Origin of the sequence: Gleimia europaea ACS-120-V-Col10b (genome assembly GCF_000411155.1) — a bacterium.
GTDB classification, from domain to species: Bacteria; Actinomycetota; Actinomycetes; order Actinomycetales; family Actinomycetaceae; genus Gleimia; species Gleimia europaea_B.
On the sequence record NZ_KE150266.1, the window covers coordinates 892477 to 908099 of the forward strand.

Here is a 15623-nt window from a genome sequence, read left to right on the forward strand (position 1 = left end):
TAGTGCAAGATTACTCACCGGTTCACCTCCGTATTGGCTGCGATGGATACAACGGAACCATTTTTGGCGCCGAGAGTTTCATGAACGTGCGAACCTGCCGAACATTCTGGCAACCACACAACGTCCTCGGGTAGGTCAGTCACAGCAACCGGAAGGGTGATAGTGCCTCGCTGCGTAGAAACGTTTACGAGGTCGCCTTCGGTAACGCCGATTGCCTGCATGGTCGCTACGCTCATGCGGGCAACGGATCGGCGGGCGGTGCCGGCCAGCTCGGGAGCGAAGTCCTGCATGCGGCCTTCGTCGAGCATGAGCTTGTGGGTGGCGAGCACGGCATTGCCAGCGCCGGGTGCCTGCACGGGGGCGGGCGAGATTGCCGGGCTGTCGATGCGCGAGCCATCCCATTGCATTAGCTCATTGATTTCAGCGTGCGTGTCTTTCAGGGTTTCAACGCCCAGGTCTACTCCCATGAGGCCCGCGAGGCGGTGTAGAACTTCGCGGTCGGTAATCGCCCGGGTGGCAAGAGCCTGGCCGAAGGGGCGCAGGCGGCCTTCCCAGTTAATGAACGTACCGTTCTTTTCGGTCACCGGCGCAACCGGGAATACAACGTCTGCCATTTCGGTCAAATCCGTGCGACGAACCTCTAGCGAGACTACGAAACCGGACTTTTCGATAGCCGATTTCAGGTTCTCCGAATCGGTCACGTCACGCGAGTCAACGCCGCCGAGAATCATCGCCGAACGCGGCTCGGTTGCGGCCTCGGCCAGAATGTCTACCGTGCACTTGGTGGGATCGGCCGGAAGCTTGCCACCCCACACGGCTTCCATGTCGATGCGAGCATCGACGTCCGCAGTGCAGCGACCAAATGGAAGCAGGTTCGGGTTCAAGCCAACTTCGAGGCCCCCACGCTCCCCTGCACGGCGCGGGATCCACGCTATGCGAGCCTCCGTGCGATCCGCGAGGCGGGCCACAGCGGTGTAGAGGCCGGGAATCTCCACGGCACGTTCACCAACGACGATCACACCATTTGCCAGTTCATCCGCAAGTACGCCGCTTACTGCGTCGAGCACCTCGGGTTCGGTGCCGGGCGCTGCGCGAAGCAGGTCGGCGTTCATCTTACGAGTAGAGGGGGTGGTCATCGGAGCAACCACGGAAACCTTGACCGAGCCGGCGAGCACGCCCTTGCGCAAACGCAAGAAAACGTTTCCAGCCTCATCCTCGGCCTCGAGGCCAACGATGAGAACGCGGCCAGCCTTTTCAAGATCCTTGTAGGTTACGCCCAGGCCGGTGCCGGCAACGCGCGTTCCGAGGAACTTCGTTTCTTCCAGCGACGTGGCGCGAACGCGGCCGTCAATCTGATTGGTGTTCATGACGATGCGCGCGAACTTGGACCAGGCGTAGCCGTCTTCAACCGTGAGGCGGCCGCCGGGCAGAAGTACCGTCTTTCCAGCCTCGCGGGCTTCCCTCAAGCCGCGCGCCGCGCGGTCAAGGGCATCCGCCCAAGAGGTGGGAACGAGCTTGCCGTCCTCGCGAACCAGCGGAGCAGTCAGGCGATCTGCGCCGGTGCTCCACGTGAACGCGAAGCGATCCTTGTCGGTAATCCACTCTTCATTGACGTCAGCGTCCTCACCTGCCAGAACGCGAACAACCTCGCCGCGGCGAATGTCAATACGCGTTGCGGCGCCAGAGGCGTCGTGCGGCGACACGGACGGCGTCGATACGAGGTCAAACGGGCGGCCTCTGAAGCGGTACGAGGTGGACGTGAGCGCACCCACCGGGCAAATCTGAATGGTGTTACCCGAGAAGTAGGAAGCGAACGGACGGCCAGAAGTGTCGGCTTCGGCGGCGCCCACCGGGCCGGAGTTCAGGCCGGAATCGTAGCCGGGGTTGCCGTACGGGCCCGCAAACTCCTCGTCATTACTGTCGTTGGAGGCGTCATTGTGGAAGCCCAGGATGGCGGTGTCAAAGCGTCCTACCTGCTCCCCCATGAACTGGTGATCCTCGGTTGGAGCGGTGCCGCCGCCGCGACCCTGCAGGTCGATGAAGGCGTCTCCCGCGATCTGCTTGGAAAAACGCGTGCAACGCTGACACAGGATGCAACGCTCCCGATCCAGCGCGATCTGGGTGGAAAGCTTAATGGGTTTTACAAACGTACGCTTAGCGTCGTCAAAACGCGAAACCTCACGCCCCTCGGACATCGCCTGGTTCTGTAGGGGGCACTCACCGCCCTTGTCACAGATCGGACAGTCAAGCGGGTGGTTGATCAGGAGGAACTCCATCACACCCTTCTGGGCCTTCTCGTCCACCTCGGACGTGCGTTGCGTCTTGACCACCATTCCGGGCATGACCGTCATCGTGCACGAGGCCTGCGGCTTAGGGAAGGGGCGTAACTCGCCGGAGCGATCAGGCGCCGCTACCTCAACCAGACACTGGCGGCAAGCACCAGCCGGGGCCAGTAGCGGGTGATCGCAAAAACGCGGGATGCGGATACCGACCTGCTCGGCGGCGCGGATGATAAGCGTACCCTTCGGGACGGACACCTCAGTGTCGTCGATAGTGAGAGTTACCAACTCTTCACTCATCGGGCACCTCCTTTAGCAAAGTGGGCGGACGCTTCGTACGGGAATAGTTCGCGCGCCGGCGTTGTGAGGCCGGCCTCGAACTCTTCACGGAAATGCGCGATACCAGACTGAACGGGCGTTGCCGAAGCATCGCCGAGGGCGCAGAACGAGCGGCCCGCAATGTTGCCGGAAATTTCCAAAAGCTTATCCACGTCGCCGGGCAGTCCCCTGCCTTCTTCGAGGCGGAGCAGGATCTGCTTCATCCAGTACGTGCCCTCGCGGCACGGCGTGCACTTACCACACGATTCGTGCTGGTAGAACTCCGTCCAGCGGGTCACCACGCGAACCACCGAAGTGGTTTCGTCAAACACCTGGAGGGCGCGGGTTGCAAGCATTGAGCCCGCAGCACCCACCGACTCGTAGTCAAGTGGAACGTCCAGTTCCTTCTCGGTAAAGATCGGGGTGGACGAGCCACCGGGCGTCCAGAACTTCAGTTTGTGACCGTCGCGAATACCACCGGCCATCTCGATAAGCTCACGCATCGTAATACCGAGGGGAGCTTCGAACTGGCCCGGATTATTCACGTGACCAGACACCGAGAAAAGGCCGTGGCCGGCCGACTTCTCGGTACCCATCGTGTTGAACCAGCCGTCATCGTGCTGGAAAATTCCAGCCACGGACGAGATCGACTCCACGTTGTTCACCACGGTGGGGCGGGCGTACAGGCCCGCAACAGCCGGGAACGGAGGCTTCAGACGCGGGTGGCCGCGACGGCCCTCGAGGGAATCGAGGAGCGCGGTTTCCTCACCACAAATGTAAGCGCCGGCACCGGCGTGAACCGTGATGCGGAGGTTGAAGTCCCCTGCGGGCCCACGACCCTGGCCGATGATGCCGGCCTCTTCGGCCTCGCGCACTGCGGCGAGAAGGCGACGGTACACGTGGGCGACTTCGCCGCGCAGGTAGATGAACGCATGCTCGCAACGAATCGCGCGAGATGTGATTGCCATGCCCTCAATCAGAACGTGCGGGTTGGCCATCAGTAGCGGAATGTCCTTGCAGGTTCCCGGCTCGGACTCGTCCGCATTCACAACTAGGTAGCGGGGGCCACCATCGTCGGGCGGAAGGAACGACCACTTAAGACCCGTGGGGAAGCCAGCACCACCACGGCCACGAAGACCAGCCGTCTTCACCGCATTCGTAATGTCAGCCGGATCCATCGTGAGGGCGCGCTCAAGACCCTTGTAGCCACCGCGCGAGCGGTACGACTCAAGCGTCCATGAACGTTCCTCGTCCCAACCGCGCGAAACGATCGGGGTGAGAATGCCCGGTTTGGAGAACGTTACGTCACTCATCAGTTGCCCTCCTCAACCTGCGGGGCCGCGGTGGTAGCCTCGGGAGCCACCCAGCCCTTCTCTTTCGCGATCTTCAAACCGCGTAGCGATGCCGGTCCGGCAGATGGGCCCTGATCTACGAGTCCGTCCTCGAAACCAGCGAGGAGCCGAGAGATTTCCTTAAACGTGGGAACCTGCTCCGAACCGCGCGTGGACTTGATCGGGCGGCCGGCCGCAATATCATCCACGAGGGCGATCGTTGATTCCGGTGTCTGGTTGTCGAAGAACTCCCAGTTGACCATCACCACGGGCGCGTAGTCACAAGCCGCGTTGCATTCCAGGCGCTCCAGCGTGATCTTGCCGTCCGCCGTCGTTTCGTCGTGGCCCACGCCAAGATGGCCGGACACGGCCTCCCAAATCTGATCCCCACCCATCACGGCGCACAGGGCGTTCGTGCAAACACCCACGTTGTATTCACCGTTGGGGTGGCGCTTGTACTGCGTGTAAAACGTGGCTACAGCAGAAACTTCCGGGCGGGTAATGCCCAGAGTTTCCGCGCAAAACGCCACGCCGTCAGCGGAAATGTAGCCGTCCACCGACTGCACCAAGTGCAGCATGGGCAACAGCGCTGAACGCTCGTGACCCTTCGGGTAGCGCGCCATAATCGCAACGGCATCAGCGCGCAGGCGCTCCAAAACTTCGTCGCTGTACATCAGCGATCAACACCTCCCAGTACCGGGTCAATCGAAGCGAGCGAGACGACAACGTCAGCAAGCTGACCGCCCTCTGTCATCATCGCGAACGACTGCAAGTTAGAGAACGACGGGTCGCGGAAGTGCGCGCGGTACGGGCGCGTACCGCCGTCCGAAACCACGTGAGCGCCGATAACGCCCTTGGCGTGTTCCACCATTCCATACGCCTGGCCGGCCGGAACCTTGAAGCCCTCGGTTACCAGCTTGAAGTGGTGAATGAGCGACTCCATGGATTCGCCCATGATCTCGCGAATGTGTGCGGGTGAGTTACCCTGGCCATCGGCGCCGATCGACATTTGTGCCGGCCACTTGATCGCGGGATCCTGCACCATAACCGGGTCGCCCTCGCACTCGTCGAGCTTGTCAAGAACCTGGTTAATGATTCGTAGCGACTGGTAGCACTCTTCGAAACGAACCTGCACGCGGTTGTACGCGTCCGACTTGTCGCGAACCGGAACGTCAAACTCCAGCTGGTCGTAACCGAAGTACGGCTGCGTCTTACGTATATCGAGCGGGAGGCCAGCGGCACGCAAGCACGGGCCGGTCATGCCCAGCGCCATCATGGCGGAGAGCGACATGTAGCCCACGTCGATGTGACGAAGCTTGAAGATCGGGTTTTCCTGCGTAAGATCCTGGAGTTCACCAATGTCGTTGCGCAGGTTTGGTAGCAGTTCCCGAATGTAATCCGTGGTGCCCGAAGGCAGATCCTGAGCCACACCACCCGGACGCATAAACGCGTGGTTCATACGCAGGCCCGTGACGCGCTCAAAAATGCGCAGAGCGTTCTCGCGGCCCCTGAAAGCGATGGTCATCATCGTGGTTGCGCCCAGCTCGTTACCACCCGAACCGATTGCGACCAGGTGCGAACCGATACGGTTCAACTCCATCAGCAGAATGCGGATCCAGTTAGCGCGCTGGGGAACCTCGTCGGTAATACCCAGGAGCTTCTCCACGGTCTGCACGTAAACGGCCTCGTTAAACAGCGGAGCCACGTAGTCCATACGCGTGCAGAACGTCACGCCCTGCGTCCACGTGCGAAACTCCATGTTCTTTTCAATACCCGTGTGCAGGTAACCCGTATTCAGACGGGACTCGCGTACGGTTTCACCATCGATTTCGAGGATCACGCGTAGCACGCCGTGCGTGGACGGGTGAATCGGACCGAGGTTAACAACGATGCGTTCGTGAGAAAGACGCTCAATTTCAGAAAGAACATCTTCCCAGTCGCCGCCGCTTGCCAGAACCTCAGGAATATCGTCGATATCGAATCCACCGGGCGTAGCGTAAAATACCGGTTTTTCGTTATTCATTAGTTGTACGACCTCCGAGTGTCTGGCGGCGGAACTGTAGCTCCCTTGTATTCAACCGGAATGCCACCCAGCGGATAGTCCTTGCGCTGCGGGTGGCCCACCCAGTCATCGGGGAGAGCAGTACGAGTAAGGCCGGGGTGACCAGTGAATACGATGCCGAACAGGTCCCAGGTTTCCCGCTCATGCCAGTCATTACCGGGGTAGATGGAAACAACGGACGGGATCTTCGGATCCGAGTCCGGAGCGGTCACCTCAAGGCGGAGCACGCGATTGTGCGTCACCGACATCAGGTGGTAGACAGCGTGCAATTCGCGGCCCACAGCGTGCGGGTAGTGCACGCCAGAAACGCCCAGGCACAGCTCGAAGCGAAGATCCTGATCGTCACGCAACCAGCGGCAAACCTGCACAATATGCTCGCGGTTGACAAAAATCGTGAGCTCGTCACGGTCTACAACCACGCGTTCAATAACGTCTTTAACCTCGAGGTCGCCATTCTTGATGAGTTCTTCAAGAATGTCCACAACGCTGTCAAACCAGCCACCGTAGGGGCGAGCCGATTCGCCCGGAAGTTCAACCATGCGGGTGAGGCCACCAAAACCGGTGGTATCGCCAGAGCCGCGAACCCCCCACTGGCCGTGACGGACGTCAACGGTCTCGGGAGCCGCAGCGCTGCGGTTCATAAAGACTTGCCCGGCTACCTCGCCGAACTTCTTAGGAGATGAGGAGTTGTCGCTCATGCAAGCAGTCCCTTCATCAGGTGAGTTGGGGTAGCCGCAAGAGCAGCTTCTTCCGCCTTACGAGCAACCTCGATGCGGTTAATACCAACCGGTTCCTTACCGATCTGCTCGCGCAACACCAAGATTGCGTTAATCAAAGCCTCTGGACGCGGCGGGCACCCCGGCAGGTAAACATCAACCGGAACCACGTGGTCACAGCCCTGCACAACCGCGTAGTTGTTGAACATTCCGCCCGTGGACGCGCAAGCACCCATAGAGATAACCCACTTGGGTTCTGGCATCGAGTCGTAAACACGGCGCACAATCGGGGCCATCTTGTGTGATAAACGGCCAGACACGATCATGAGGTCGGCGTGGCGCGGCGAGGCGCGGAACACTTCCAAACCAAAACGGGCCATGTCGAAACGCGGCGTGCCCGCAGCCATCATCTCAATGGAGCAGCATGCCAGCCCCATCGTTACCGGCCACTGAGAGTGTTTACGGGAAAGATCTAGAACCGCCTCAATGGAGGCCAGGCCAACGCCTGCGGGAAGACTATCTTCAATACCCATTTACTACTCCCTCCTATCAGTCCCAATCCAGGCCGCCGCGACGCCACTCATAAATGAATGGAACCGTGATCAGCGCGATGAACGTAAACATGACAACGAGGCCAAACAGGCCCAGCTTCCCGAAGGCCACAGCCCACGGGTAAAGGAAGACCACCTCAATGTCGAAAACAATGAATGTCATAGCCACCAGGTAGTACTTGACGGGGAAACGGCCCACATCAGCGTCGTGATGGATCGGGTCCACGCCACACTCGTAGTTACTGGACTTGACCTTGTTCTTGTTAACGGGTCCCAGGATCGCGGAGGCGCCCAGGCCACCGAGGGCGACCAGGACTGCCATCGCAGCCATGATCAATATCGGAATATACGGATTGCTCACTATGCCTCCAACCTGGCGGTCAACAGATCACTCTTTGTAGATTTTGCAGGGAATACCAAACGCTTAATCATACCTTTGGCACCACCTTCGCAAGAGCCGTTATCAACTTGTCATCCCACTCTCCACCCGAACGTTCGAAGCCGTCCGACAGGAGTTTGTGAACGAGTTTCATGAGCCTGGGACGCGGCAGGCCATATTTTGTGCAGGCGTGCATAATCTTTGGATTCTCAATCAGTTTCACGAACATGCGGCCCAGCTGGTAGTAGCCGCCCCAGTCTGCGGTCAGTGCCTCCGTGTACGTCTCCATCGCGCGGTCAAAACCGGCATCAGAAGTGCGACTTAGCGCGGAAACAATGGATTCTGCAGCGTAGCGCCCCGCTCTCATAGCCGGAGCAATACCCTCGCCGTCAAAAGCGGAAACCATGCCGCCCGCGTCACCGACGATTACGAGGCCGTCCCGGTAGTGAGGCTTGCGGTTAAATGACATGGGCAGGGCCGCCGAACGTAGCTGACCGATCTGGTTCTCTTCGGTCATCTCCCACTCTTCTGGCAAGTTCGCCACCCAAGTTTTGAAAATCTCACGATATGGAAGCTTGGTGGCCTTTGACGTGGACGAAACCGAGCCGAGACCGACGTTCACAACGCCGTCACCCAACGGGAATAGCCATCCATAGCCGGGCAGAAGATCAGACTCGCCGCGCTTGCCGCTCCACAGCTCCAGGTGGGAATCCATCCACTCAGAGTTACCCTTGGGCGACTTAAAGTACGCGCGCGCCGCCACACCCAACGGACGGTTCTCAATCTTTTCAATACCGAGCGAGGTGGCCAGGCGTGCAGCTACGCCACCGGCCTCGACCACAACTTTTGCGCGGAACTCGATATCGCGCGCGTCCTTGCCCTTACCGACCTTCGCCGTCACTCCGCATACGCGGCCGCTTGGGGTTTGGAGAGCGCCCGTGACGTTGAAGCCCTCATACAAGCGGACACCCGCAGACTGGGCGCGACGCGCCAAGTCCTCATCCAACTGCATGCGGGCACGCGCCATACCGAAGTTAGGAGCCGATTTGGTCTCTGGCCACGGAAGGTAAATAGAGTGGCCGCCCCCAATCACGTTAAGGCCCTTGTTGCGCTGCCACCCCTCGGTGTTAACACCCATGAGCTGGATCTCGGCAACTGCGGTGGGCGTCAGGCCATCACCACAAATCTTGTCGCGCGGGAACGTGGATTTTTCTAAAAGAGCGACGTCAAGTCCCGCCCTCGCCAAATAATAAGACGTTGCAGAACCTGCAGGCCCTGCGCCCACAACGACGACACCAGCACTGAAGTCGGACGCGTCATCCAGCTCCACGTGTTCCTCCCGCTCGTTGCTACTCATATAACTTTTACCAAACTTGCATTCCTACGGAGGCAGAATGCCATATGTCACTACCCTATCCACCAGTTAGGGTGCGTCCACAAAAGATACAGAAAATAGCCGATTTGGCACGGGAAATAAAAATCCGACCATCTCAAACCCGATCGGATTTAATCACGGCGGTGTTGTGTATTTTATTGATCGTGGTGAGGCTATCGCTAAAACCGGAGGCCTACACTTCATTGCTTCACAGCCCGATGCAACGCGAGAATACCGCCCGTATAGTTGCGGTACTGCACGCGTCCCCAGCCGGCCTGGGCGATCATCTTGCCCAGCGTTTCCTGATCATGCCACTCGCGAATCGACTCAATCAGATAGTCATAGGCCTCATCATCTGAAGACAGCAGTTTCGCAACGCGCGTCAAAATCTCTTCCAAATAGAACCCGTAGAGGGCGTTGAACACCGGCCACGTTGGCCGCGAGAACTCACAGATGAGGAGGCGCCCGCCCGGCTTGGTAACGCGCGCCATCTCCTGTAACGCCTTCTCGGTGTCCTGCACGTTCCGCAACCCGAATGAAATGGTCACCGCGTCAAACGCGGCGTCCGGGAACGGTAAATCTGTTGCGTCCCCCTGCACGAACTCCAACTCCGGGTGACGCTGACGACCCACCTCAATCATGCCTTCCGACAAATCACACGCGATCACATGCGCGCCGGTTTCTGCCAGGGCCGCCGTGGAACCACCCGTTCCGGCCGCCACGTCAAGCACGCGCTCACCCGGTTTCAGGTTGAGAGCGCGCACAACTCCTCTGCGCCAAATGTGCACCTGGCCAAAAGTCAGCGCCTCGTTGGTGAGGTCGTAGCGGCTGGCCACTTTGTTAAACATGCCCGCGACCTCGTGGGGACGCTTTTCTAGCGATGCGCGGTTCACGTCTGAAGCTTTAAGGTCCCGATCTGCCATGGGGTCTATATTGTCACGCTTGGGCGCCGGAGGTGAACTTCGGCCAAATGACGATCACCCGCATCTTGTTGCCGGCTTATACAATGCCCATATTTTCAGCAAAACCGACGCGTTAGGATCCCTGCCGCAGCCACTTACACGGCCGGGTAATATGGAATACCGTGACCCTAATGAACTGCGCTCAACGATTCGATCTTCGCGACCCGCACGCGCGGCCCAAACTGCGCGTTTCGATTAGCGAAGTCGATGGGCCCTCCACGTTTCTTGAACTTTTGAACCGCCTTGAAGGCGCGAGCAACCTTTCGGTTTGGAGTGGGCCCGCGCTCGCTGCGGATATTCAGCCAACCATCGCAGGGGTTGGCATTGCGCTTGCCGTCGTTGCCACAGAGAAAGGTAGCTACGGCCTGGCACATCCAACTTTCAAAGAACTCTCCCGCGCACTGCTGCCAAACCCGCAGCCAGAAAATCCCGGCACAGTGCAAAATCAGCCGCATATGCAAGCTGCGGGTAAAGACTGGTTGGTGCTGGTCGCCGACGCAAACGTAAGCGGGGGCGAGGAGTTTTTTGCGCGGACGGGTTTACGCGCTCCGCTGGGGCTCATGTCGTTCGGTTTTGCTCCCGGCACGCCCGGGGCGCTGATATTGCCACGCGTTGCGTGGGTGGCGATGGGAGATGCCACGTGGAGGATCGAGACGGTTGTTGAAGCCGGCGGCAGGCAGCTCGAATCAGGCCCAGCCGCTGCTGACCGGAGTGAGGCAGTGCCCGACGGCACCGACGGACAGCCCAACTGGTATCTGGATCCAGGAACCATGTCACGCTCCGCGTGGAAACACGCCGTAGCCATGGTTGTGGACGAGCTACGCGCGGGCCGCGCACAAAAGGCCGTTATGGCGCGCGACATCACGGCCCGTTCAGACCATCCGATCAACCTGGTTGCAGTTCTACAAGAGCTTGCCGGCGCCTACCCCACCACCTGGACGTTCAGCATTGCCGGCCTCACCGGCGCGTCACCCGAAATGCTTGCATCCGTACGCGGCGGGCAGTTGAAATCCCGCGTGCTTGCCGGCACGTGCCCTCCGGGTGAGGGAACGTCCCTGTGGGAATCCGCCAAAGACCGCGAAGAGCACGCCCTGGCGGTTAAATCGGTTGTGGGTGCCCTGGCCCCTCTCAGCTCTGACCTCGACGCCCCTGAAGAGCCGTTCCTTTTGGACCTGCCCAACGTCACGCACCTGGCCACCGATGTGAGCGCGAACCTCACCGAGATTGGCGCGGGCCTGGCACCCGTATGCGAGGCCGTGCGCGCCCTGCATCCAACGGCTGCGGTTTGCGGTGCGCCCACGCAGGACGCGTTCGAGTTGCTGTCCAAACACGAACTCACCGACCGGGGGCGCTACTCCGGTCCGGTTGGCTGGATCGATGGCGCGGGCGAAGGTGCGTGTGCAATCGCCTTGCGTTGCGGCCAAGTGCTTCCCGACGAGCACTCAATCCGCGTGTTCGCCGGCGGGGGCATCATGCCCGAATCCATTCCCGAGGTGGAACTGGCCGAAACCGGGGCAAAAATGCTGCCCGTACTGCAAGCAATCGGCCTCGAAAACTAATCTTCGTTGCCGATCTGTAAAGACTTAAGGCTGGAGAACCCGGTTTAACGCGGCGAGTAGTCTGGCATCACCACGTAGATAGCGGGGAGCAAAATCACCGCAAAACCAATGGTCAACGCCAAGGGCGAAAAGGCGTTCAAGGCTAATGCGGTGAAAACGCCGCACACCACGGCCGCTATCGCTGCCACTAGGTAGATGCCGCCCGACCTGTAATACTCCACAGCCAGCACATTCGCCATTACCGAAGCGACGCAAACCACCGCCGCCCAAATCAGTGCTCCGCCCATCAAGAGCAACCAATCCCCCGCCCCGGCTTCGGCGCGCATGTGATGCGCTTGAAATAGAACCTGCTCGTACCAAACCAGGAAAGGCAGAGCCAGGCCAGCTAGCATCACCAAAACAACCGGAATGGTGTACTGACTATTTCGCTTCACGAGATTCTCCTAGATCTAAGCGCTACAAGCCCAATGCTACACGCGTCAAAAGAGCGCTTGCTACCCGCGCGAAGATCCTCGAAAGGGTTTGAAAGTAATGGCAAAAACTAGCTGACCTGTCAGGTTACTTCGCTTTGAGAACCACCTGCACTTCGATGATCTCACCGCCGCGAGCAACCCCCAGCGTCACCGTGTCACCCGAGTTGTACCTGCGGACAAAACCTGTAAGGGCAGCAGACGAGACCACGCCGTTACCATCGATCGATACGATCACGTCACCAGGCTGTAGCTTCGCATCCGCAGCTGCGCCCCCGGGCAACACCGACTCCACCTTCGCGCCCAGACGGGTTTCCTCACCCACCTGCACGGCCGAGGTAGAGATGCTCACGCCAAGCTGGGCGTGCACAGCCTCGCCTTTTTCAATCAGTTGCGTCACCACGTTCTTCACCAGATTCACCGGAATCGCGAATCCCAGGCCGATAGAGCCAGCTGCCCCCTCTTTACCCATCGACGCGATTGAGGAGTTAATGCCAATCACGCGGCCCTGCGCGTCAAACAGCGGGCCACCCGAGTTACCGGGGTTAATGGAGGCGTCCACCTGGATCGCGTTTGTCACCACGGTTTCTGATTGCGGCGACTGCTGTAAGAAGTACGGGAACTGGTAGTTGAACTGTTCCTCCTGATCATTGGGCACGGCCGTCTTTACCGCCACCGGACGATCCAACGCCGAAATAATGCCCGTGGTCACCGTGTCCGTAAGACCGAGCGGCGATCCGACTGCCATCACGGCCTCGCCTACCTTCAGCTGACTAGAATCACCAAAATTGCCGGCAACTAGATCAGCAGGCGGGTTCTTCAAACGAATTACAGCGAGGTCGGTGGTGGGGTCGATACCCACGATCTCTGCCTCGTAAAGCCGGCTTCCACTGGCGCGAACCGTGATCTTCGCCTGATCGTTATTGACCGCAGCGGAAACCACGTGATAGTTCGTCACGATGTTGCCGTTGCCATCCCAAACAACGCCCGAACCGGTGTCACCCCCCTCGCCCGTGCTGACCTGAATAGAAACGGTGGCGGGGCGAACCGCGTTAGCTACCGCCTGCCAGTCAGTGCCTTCACCCGTCACCTCGACGGTTGGGGTCTTCTCGCCGGACGGCTGCTGAATCTGTTGGCTACTAGCCGCAGGCGCAAACGTGTCCGAAAACTTCAAGGTAGCAATCGTGCCACCCACCGCGAGGAACGCGGCAAGCAACATTGCGATTATGAGGGCGCCCCAACCCGGCCCCTTCTTGGCGGGTTTGTCCGGCACTGTTTGCACATCCTGCGAGTATCCAAACGGTTGACCATACGCCTGCTGAGAGTAGCCTTGCTGGTCATAGTTCGCCTGACCATAACCTGGCTGGGCGTACGAGTCCTGCTGGCCGTAACCTTGTTGGTCGTAAGCATCTTGCCGCGAGTAGTTTTGTGCGCTCATGGGGGCGGAGTACCCCTGGAGTTGTGCCCGGCTGTGCTCCTCATTCTGCCTCTGCTCACGCGGATCCTGTTCCTGCGTATCCTGCTGGCCTGTGCCTTGCGAATCTGATGTTCGGTAGACGTAGCGCGACTGATCCGGGGTCTTTGCAGCCTCAGAACGTGCGGTCTGCGCTGGTTCAGTCTGCGGGGTTTCAGTAGGCTCACCCGGCGGGGTTGCACCGGAAACGGAGTCTGGCTCGCCCTCGTAATTCTTGGGACGCTCGCTATCCATCGTGGCTCCTAAAAAATATCTGTACTTTTTTCAAAACAATGTACATGGTGACCCCACGTTCTGAGCGATTTCTTTAGCGCACCTGGGTTTTTTCTGGAAAAAGTGATTGCACGCCGGCGCGCACCCCACTGTGATCTGCCACCACGTGAATGATCCGCCCTCGCGGCCTGTCTGCAAGCGCCCTCGTCAAGGTGTCAAAAGCGTTTGCCTCCCCGGCGTTGTTGGCGGCGGTATTCGCACTTCCGGAGTTGGAGGAAGTGAAGTCTGCGCGCACGTATTCCCAGCCGGTGGCGACGGCAAGCGCCGCAAAATCTAGGCTGTGAGCGAGGGCGAAGAACCTTTCATACACCGCGCTTGGGGCAAGGCCATGTTCGAGCGACTGGAAGATGCGTCCCCCACCGTCGTCTATCACCACCACGTCCACATTCGGCGCCGCCTGCCCCACGGGGAGGAGGAGCGAACCAATGTCGTGCATGAACGTGAGGTCTCCAACCAATGCGCGCACGGGACAATCAAGCCCGTACGCAATGCCTTTTGCCGTTGCGATCGTGCCGTCGATTCCCGCCTGACCGCGCGCCGCGAACACCCCTTTCGCACCATTACCCACGGGAGAATCTGCCGCCAAATCCACGTACCTGATCGAATTTGAAGCGCCCAGGACGAGGGCGTGGCCCCCATCGGCCGGGCCGTCCACACGCGAGGCACGCGCGTAGGCGTCCCAAACCGCGCGGGCGGCGATAACGCCGTGCGGTATTGGCTGGTTAACGCCGATGTTGGAATCCGCCTCGCATGGACTATTGCCCTGCCAGTTGTCCTCATCGAGGCAGGAGGAGGCAAGCTGGCTGAGTTCGCGCGCTTGAATCCAGTGGCCAATGTTTTGGGCGTGGCAGGCCCAACTTTTTGCCCAAGCGTCCTCCGCCATCTTCTGTTTGGCGGGGGCGAGTTTTTCAACAACGAGGTCGGCGCTACCGGCAACATCAGGGTATTCGCGGGCAGTTGAAGCCACCACCACGCGGGCAGGGCCGGCCAGTAGGCGGGAGACGGGGCGGGACAAGCTGGGATGTCCCAGCACCACTATCTGCTCGATTTCACCGGCAAACCGGGTGAGCATTTGCTGTTGGAAGCCGCTGAAAGCGGGCGATCCGAAGGCGCCAGAAGAGGGCTCCGCCAAGAGGGGAACTCCAGCTGCCTGGGCCAGCTGCGCCGCCCCCTCGGCCTTGTCACCGGCAACGATGACCGTGCGCAGGTCGCGCACTGCGTCCTCCCACGCAGTCGCAACCGGCTCACGCGCAACAAGCCGGGCGGGGGCGCCCGCATCCAAATCTGCTACCGCCGGCGCGCCCTCCGGCGTCAGCGGATCGCGCAAGCCGATATTAATATGCGCCGGGCCACCCACCCCGCGCGCGCCCACGGCCTGCCCCACCAGGCGCCGAACCCGGGCCACAAATGCTTGCGCGGCGCCGTCCTCGTAAATCGAACGAGTATCCGGGCTAATCCCCACGCCCGCCGGCACATCCAGCTGCGCCACCACGTGCTTGCCAAACAGCGCCGACTGGTCCGTGGTCTGGGACGCGCCCACGCCCCTCATTTCAAAGGGTCGATCTGCCGAAATCACAATGAGTGGGGTGCTCGTGTGGAACGCCTCGATCACTGCGGGTAGCAGGTGAGCGGGGGCCGTACCCGATGTTGTTACCACCGCGACGGGAGCCTTCGAAGCCTGCGCAAGACCCAGCGCGAAGAACCCTGCGCTACGCTCATCAAACACGGGGTGCGCGCGCACCATTGCGCTCTGTTCCGCACTAGCTATCGCGTACGCGAGCGGAGCGCTACGCGAACCCGCAGCCACAACAAAATCGCGCACGTACGGAGCCAGCGCCGCAACCAGCCAGCGCGCGTCAACAGAAGCAGGCATA

The 15623-nt window shown here is 60.1% G+C and carries 13 protein-coding genes; 1 reads left to right on the forward strand and 12 read right to left on the reverse strand.

Features of this window, described 5'->3' with window-relative positions:
• Positions 1–14 precede the first annotated feature (14 nt).
• From HMPREF9238_RS04100 to HMPREF9238_RS04140, 9 genes are all read right to left on the reverse strand, one after another.
• Positions 15–2579, reverse strand: a complete 2565-nt coding sequence (locus HMPREF9238_RS04100; protein WP_016444184.1) for an NADH-quinone oxidoreductase subunit G — start codon at positions 2577–2579, stop codon at positions 15–17.
• Entirely contained in the window at positions 2576–3910 is a 1335-nt protein-coding gene (gene nuoF / locus HMPREF9238_RS04105; RefSeq protein ID WP_016444185.1) for an NADH-quinone oxidoreductase subunit NuoF, read from the reverse strand. The genes HMPREF9238_RS04100 and nuoF overlap by 4 nt, the downstream gene beginning before the upstream one ends.
• Entirely contained in the window at positions 3910–4602 is a 693-nt protein-coding gene (gene nuoE, locus HMPREF9238_RS04110; RefSeq protein WP_016444186.1) for an NADH-quinone oxidoreductase subunit NuoE, read from the reverse strand. The genes nuoF and nuoE overlap by 1 nt, the downstream gene beginning before the upstream one ends.
• Positions 4602–5951: an NADH-quinone oxidoreductase subunit D gene (locus HMPREF9238_RS04115; RefSeq protein ID WP_016444187.1), complete on the reverse strand. Its 1350-nt coding sequence runs from the start codon at positions 5949–5951 to the stop codon at positions 4602–4604. Before HMPREF9238_RS04115 ends, nuoE begins: the two co-directional genes overlap by 1 nt.
• Positions 5951–6688 carry an NADH-quinone oxidoreductase subunit C gene (locus tag HMPREF9238_RS04120; RefSeq protein ID WP_016444188.1) on the reverse strand — a complete coding sequence of 246 codons (738 nt, stop codon included), beginning with the start codon at positions 6686–6688 and terminating at the stop codon, positions 5951–5953. Before HMPREF9238_RS04120 ends, HMPREF9238_RS04115 begins: the two co-directional genes overlap by 1 nt.
• Entirely contained in the window at positions 6685–7239 is a 555-nt protein-coding gene (locus HMPREF9238_RS04125; RefSeq protein WP_016444189.1) for an NADH-quinone oxidoreductase subunit B, read from the reverse strand. Before HMPREF9238_RS04125 ends, HMPREF9238_RS04120 begins: the two co-directional genes overlap by 4 nt.
• Before the next feature lie 16 nt (positions 7240–7255).
• Positions 7256–7618 (reverse strand): NADH-quinone oxidoreductase subunit A, encoded by a 363-nt coding sequence (locus tag HMPREF9238_RS04130; protein WP_016444190.1) that lies wholly within the window; start codon positions 7616–7618, stop codon positions 7256–7258.
• A 67-nt stretch (positions 7619–7685) separates the two neighbouring features.
• Positions 7686–8993 (reverse strand): geranylgeranyl reductase family protein, encoded by a 1308-nt coding sequence (locus HMPREF9238_RS04135; protein ID WP_051109769.1) that lies wholly within the window; start codon positions 8991–8993, stop codon positions 7686–7688.
• A 218-nt stretch (positions 8994–9211) separates the two neighbouring features.
• Positions 9212–9934, reverse strand: coding sequence for a demethylmenaquinone methyltransferase (locus HMPREF9238_RS04140; protein ID WP_016444193.1), 723 nt, complete (start codon positions 9932–9934; stop codon positions 9212–9214).
• Between the two features lie 170 nt (positions 9935–10104).
• Here HMPREF9238_RS04140 and HMPREF9238_RS08590 point away from each other — a divergent pair, with 170 nt between their 5' ends.
• Complete coding sequence (locus tag HMPREF9238_RS08590; protein WP_051109770.1) at positions 10105–11532, forward strand: isochorismate synthase; 1428 nt, start codon at positions 10105–10107, stop codon at positions 11530–11532.
• A gap of 44 nt (positions 11533–11576) precedes the next feature.
• On the opposite strand, the gene HMPREF9238_RS04150 is transcribed toward HMPREF9238_RS08590, so the two are convergent.
• From HMPREF9238_RS04150 to HMPREF9238_RS04160, 3 genes are all read right to left on the reverse strand, one after another.
• Complete coding sequence (locus HMPREF9238_RS04150; RefSeq protein WP_016444195.1) at positions 11577–11966, reverse strand: hypothetical protein; 390 nt, start codon at positions 11964–11966, stop codon at positions 11577–11579.
• A gap of 124 nt (positions 11967–12090) precedes the next feature.
• Positions 12091–13710: a S1C family serine protease gene (locus HMPREF9238_RS04155; protein ID WP_016444196.1), complete on the reverse strand. Its 1620-nt coding sequence runs from the start codon at positions 13708–13710 to the stop codon at positions 12091–12093.
• Between the two features lie 73 nt (positions 13711–13783).
• On the reverse strand, positions 13784–15622 hold the full coding sequence (locus HMPREF9238_RS04160; protein ID WP_016444197.1) for a thiamine pyrophosphate-binding protein: 1839 nt from the start codon (positions 15620–15622) through the stop codon (positions 13784–13786).
• Between the last annotated feature and the right edge of the window lies 1 nt (position 15623).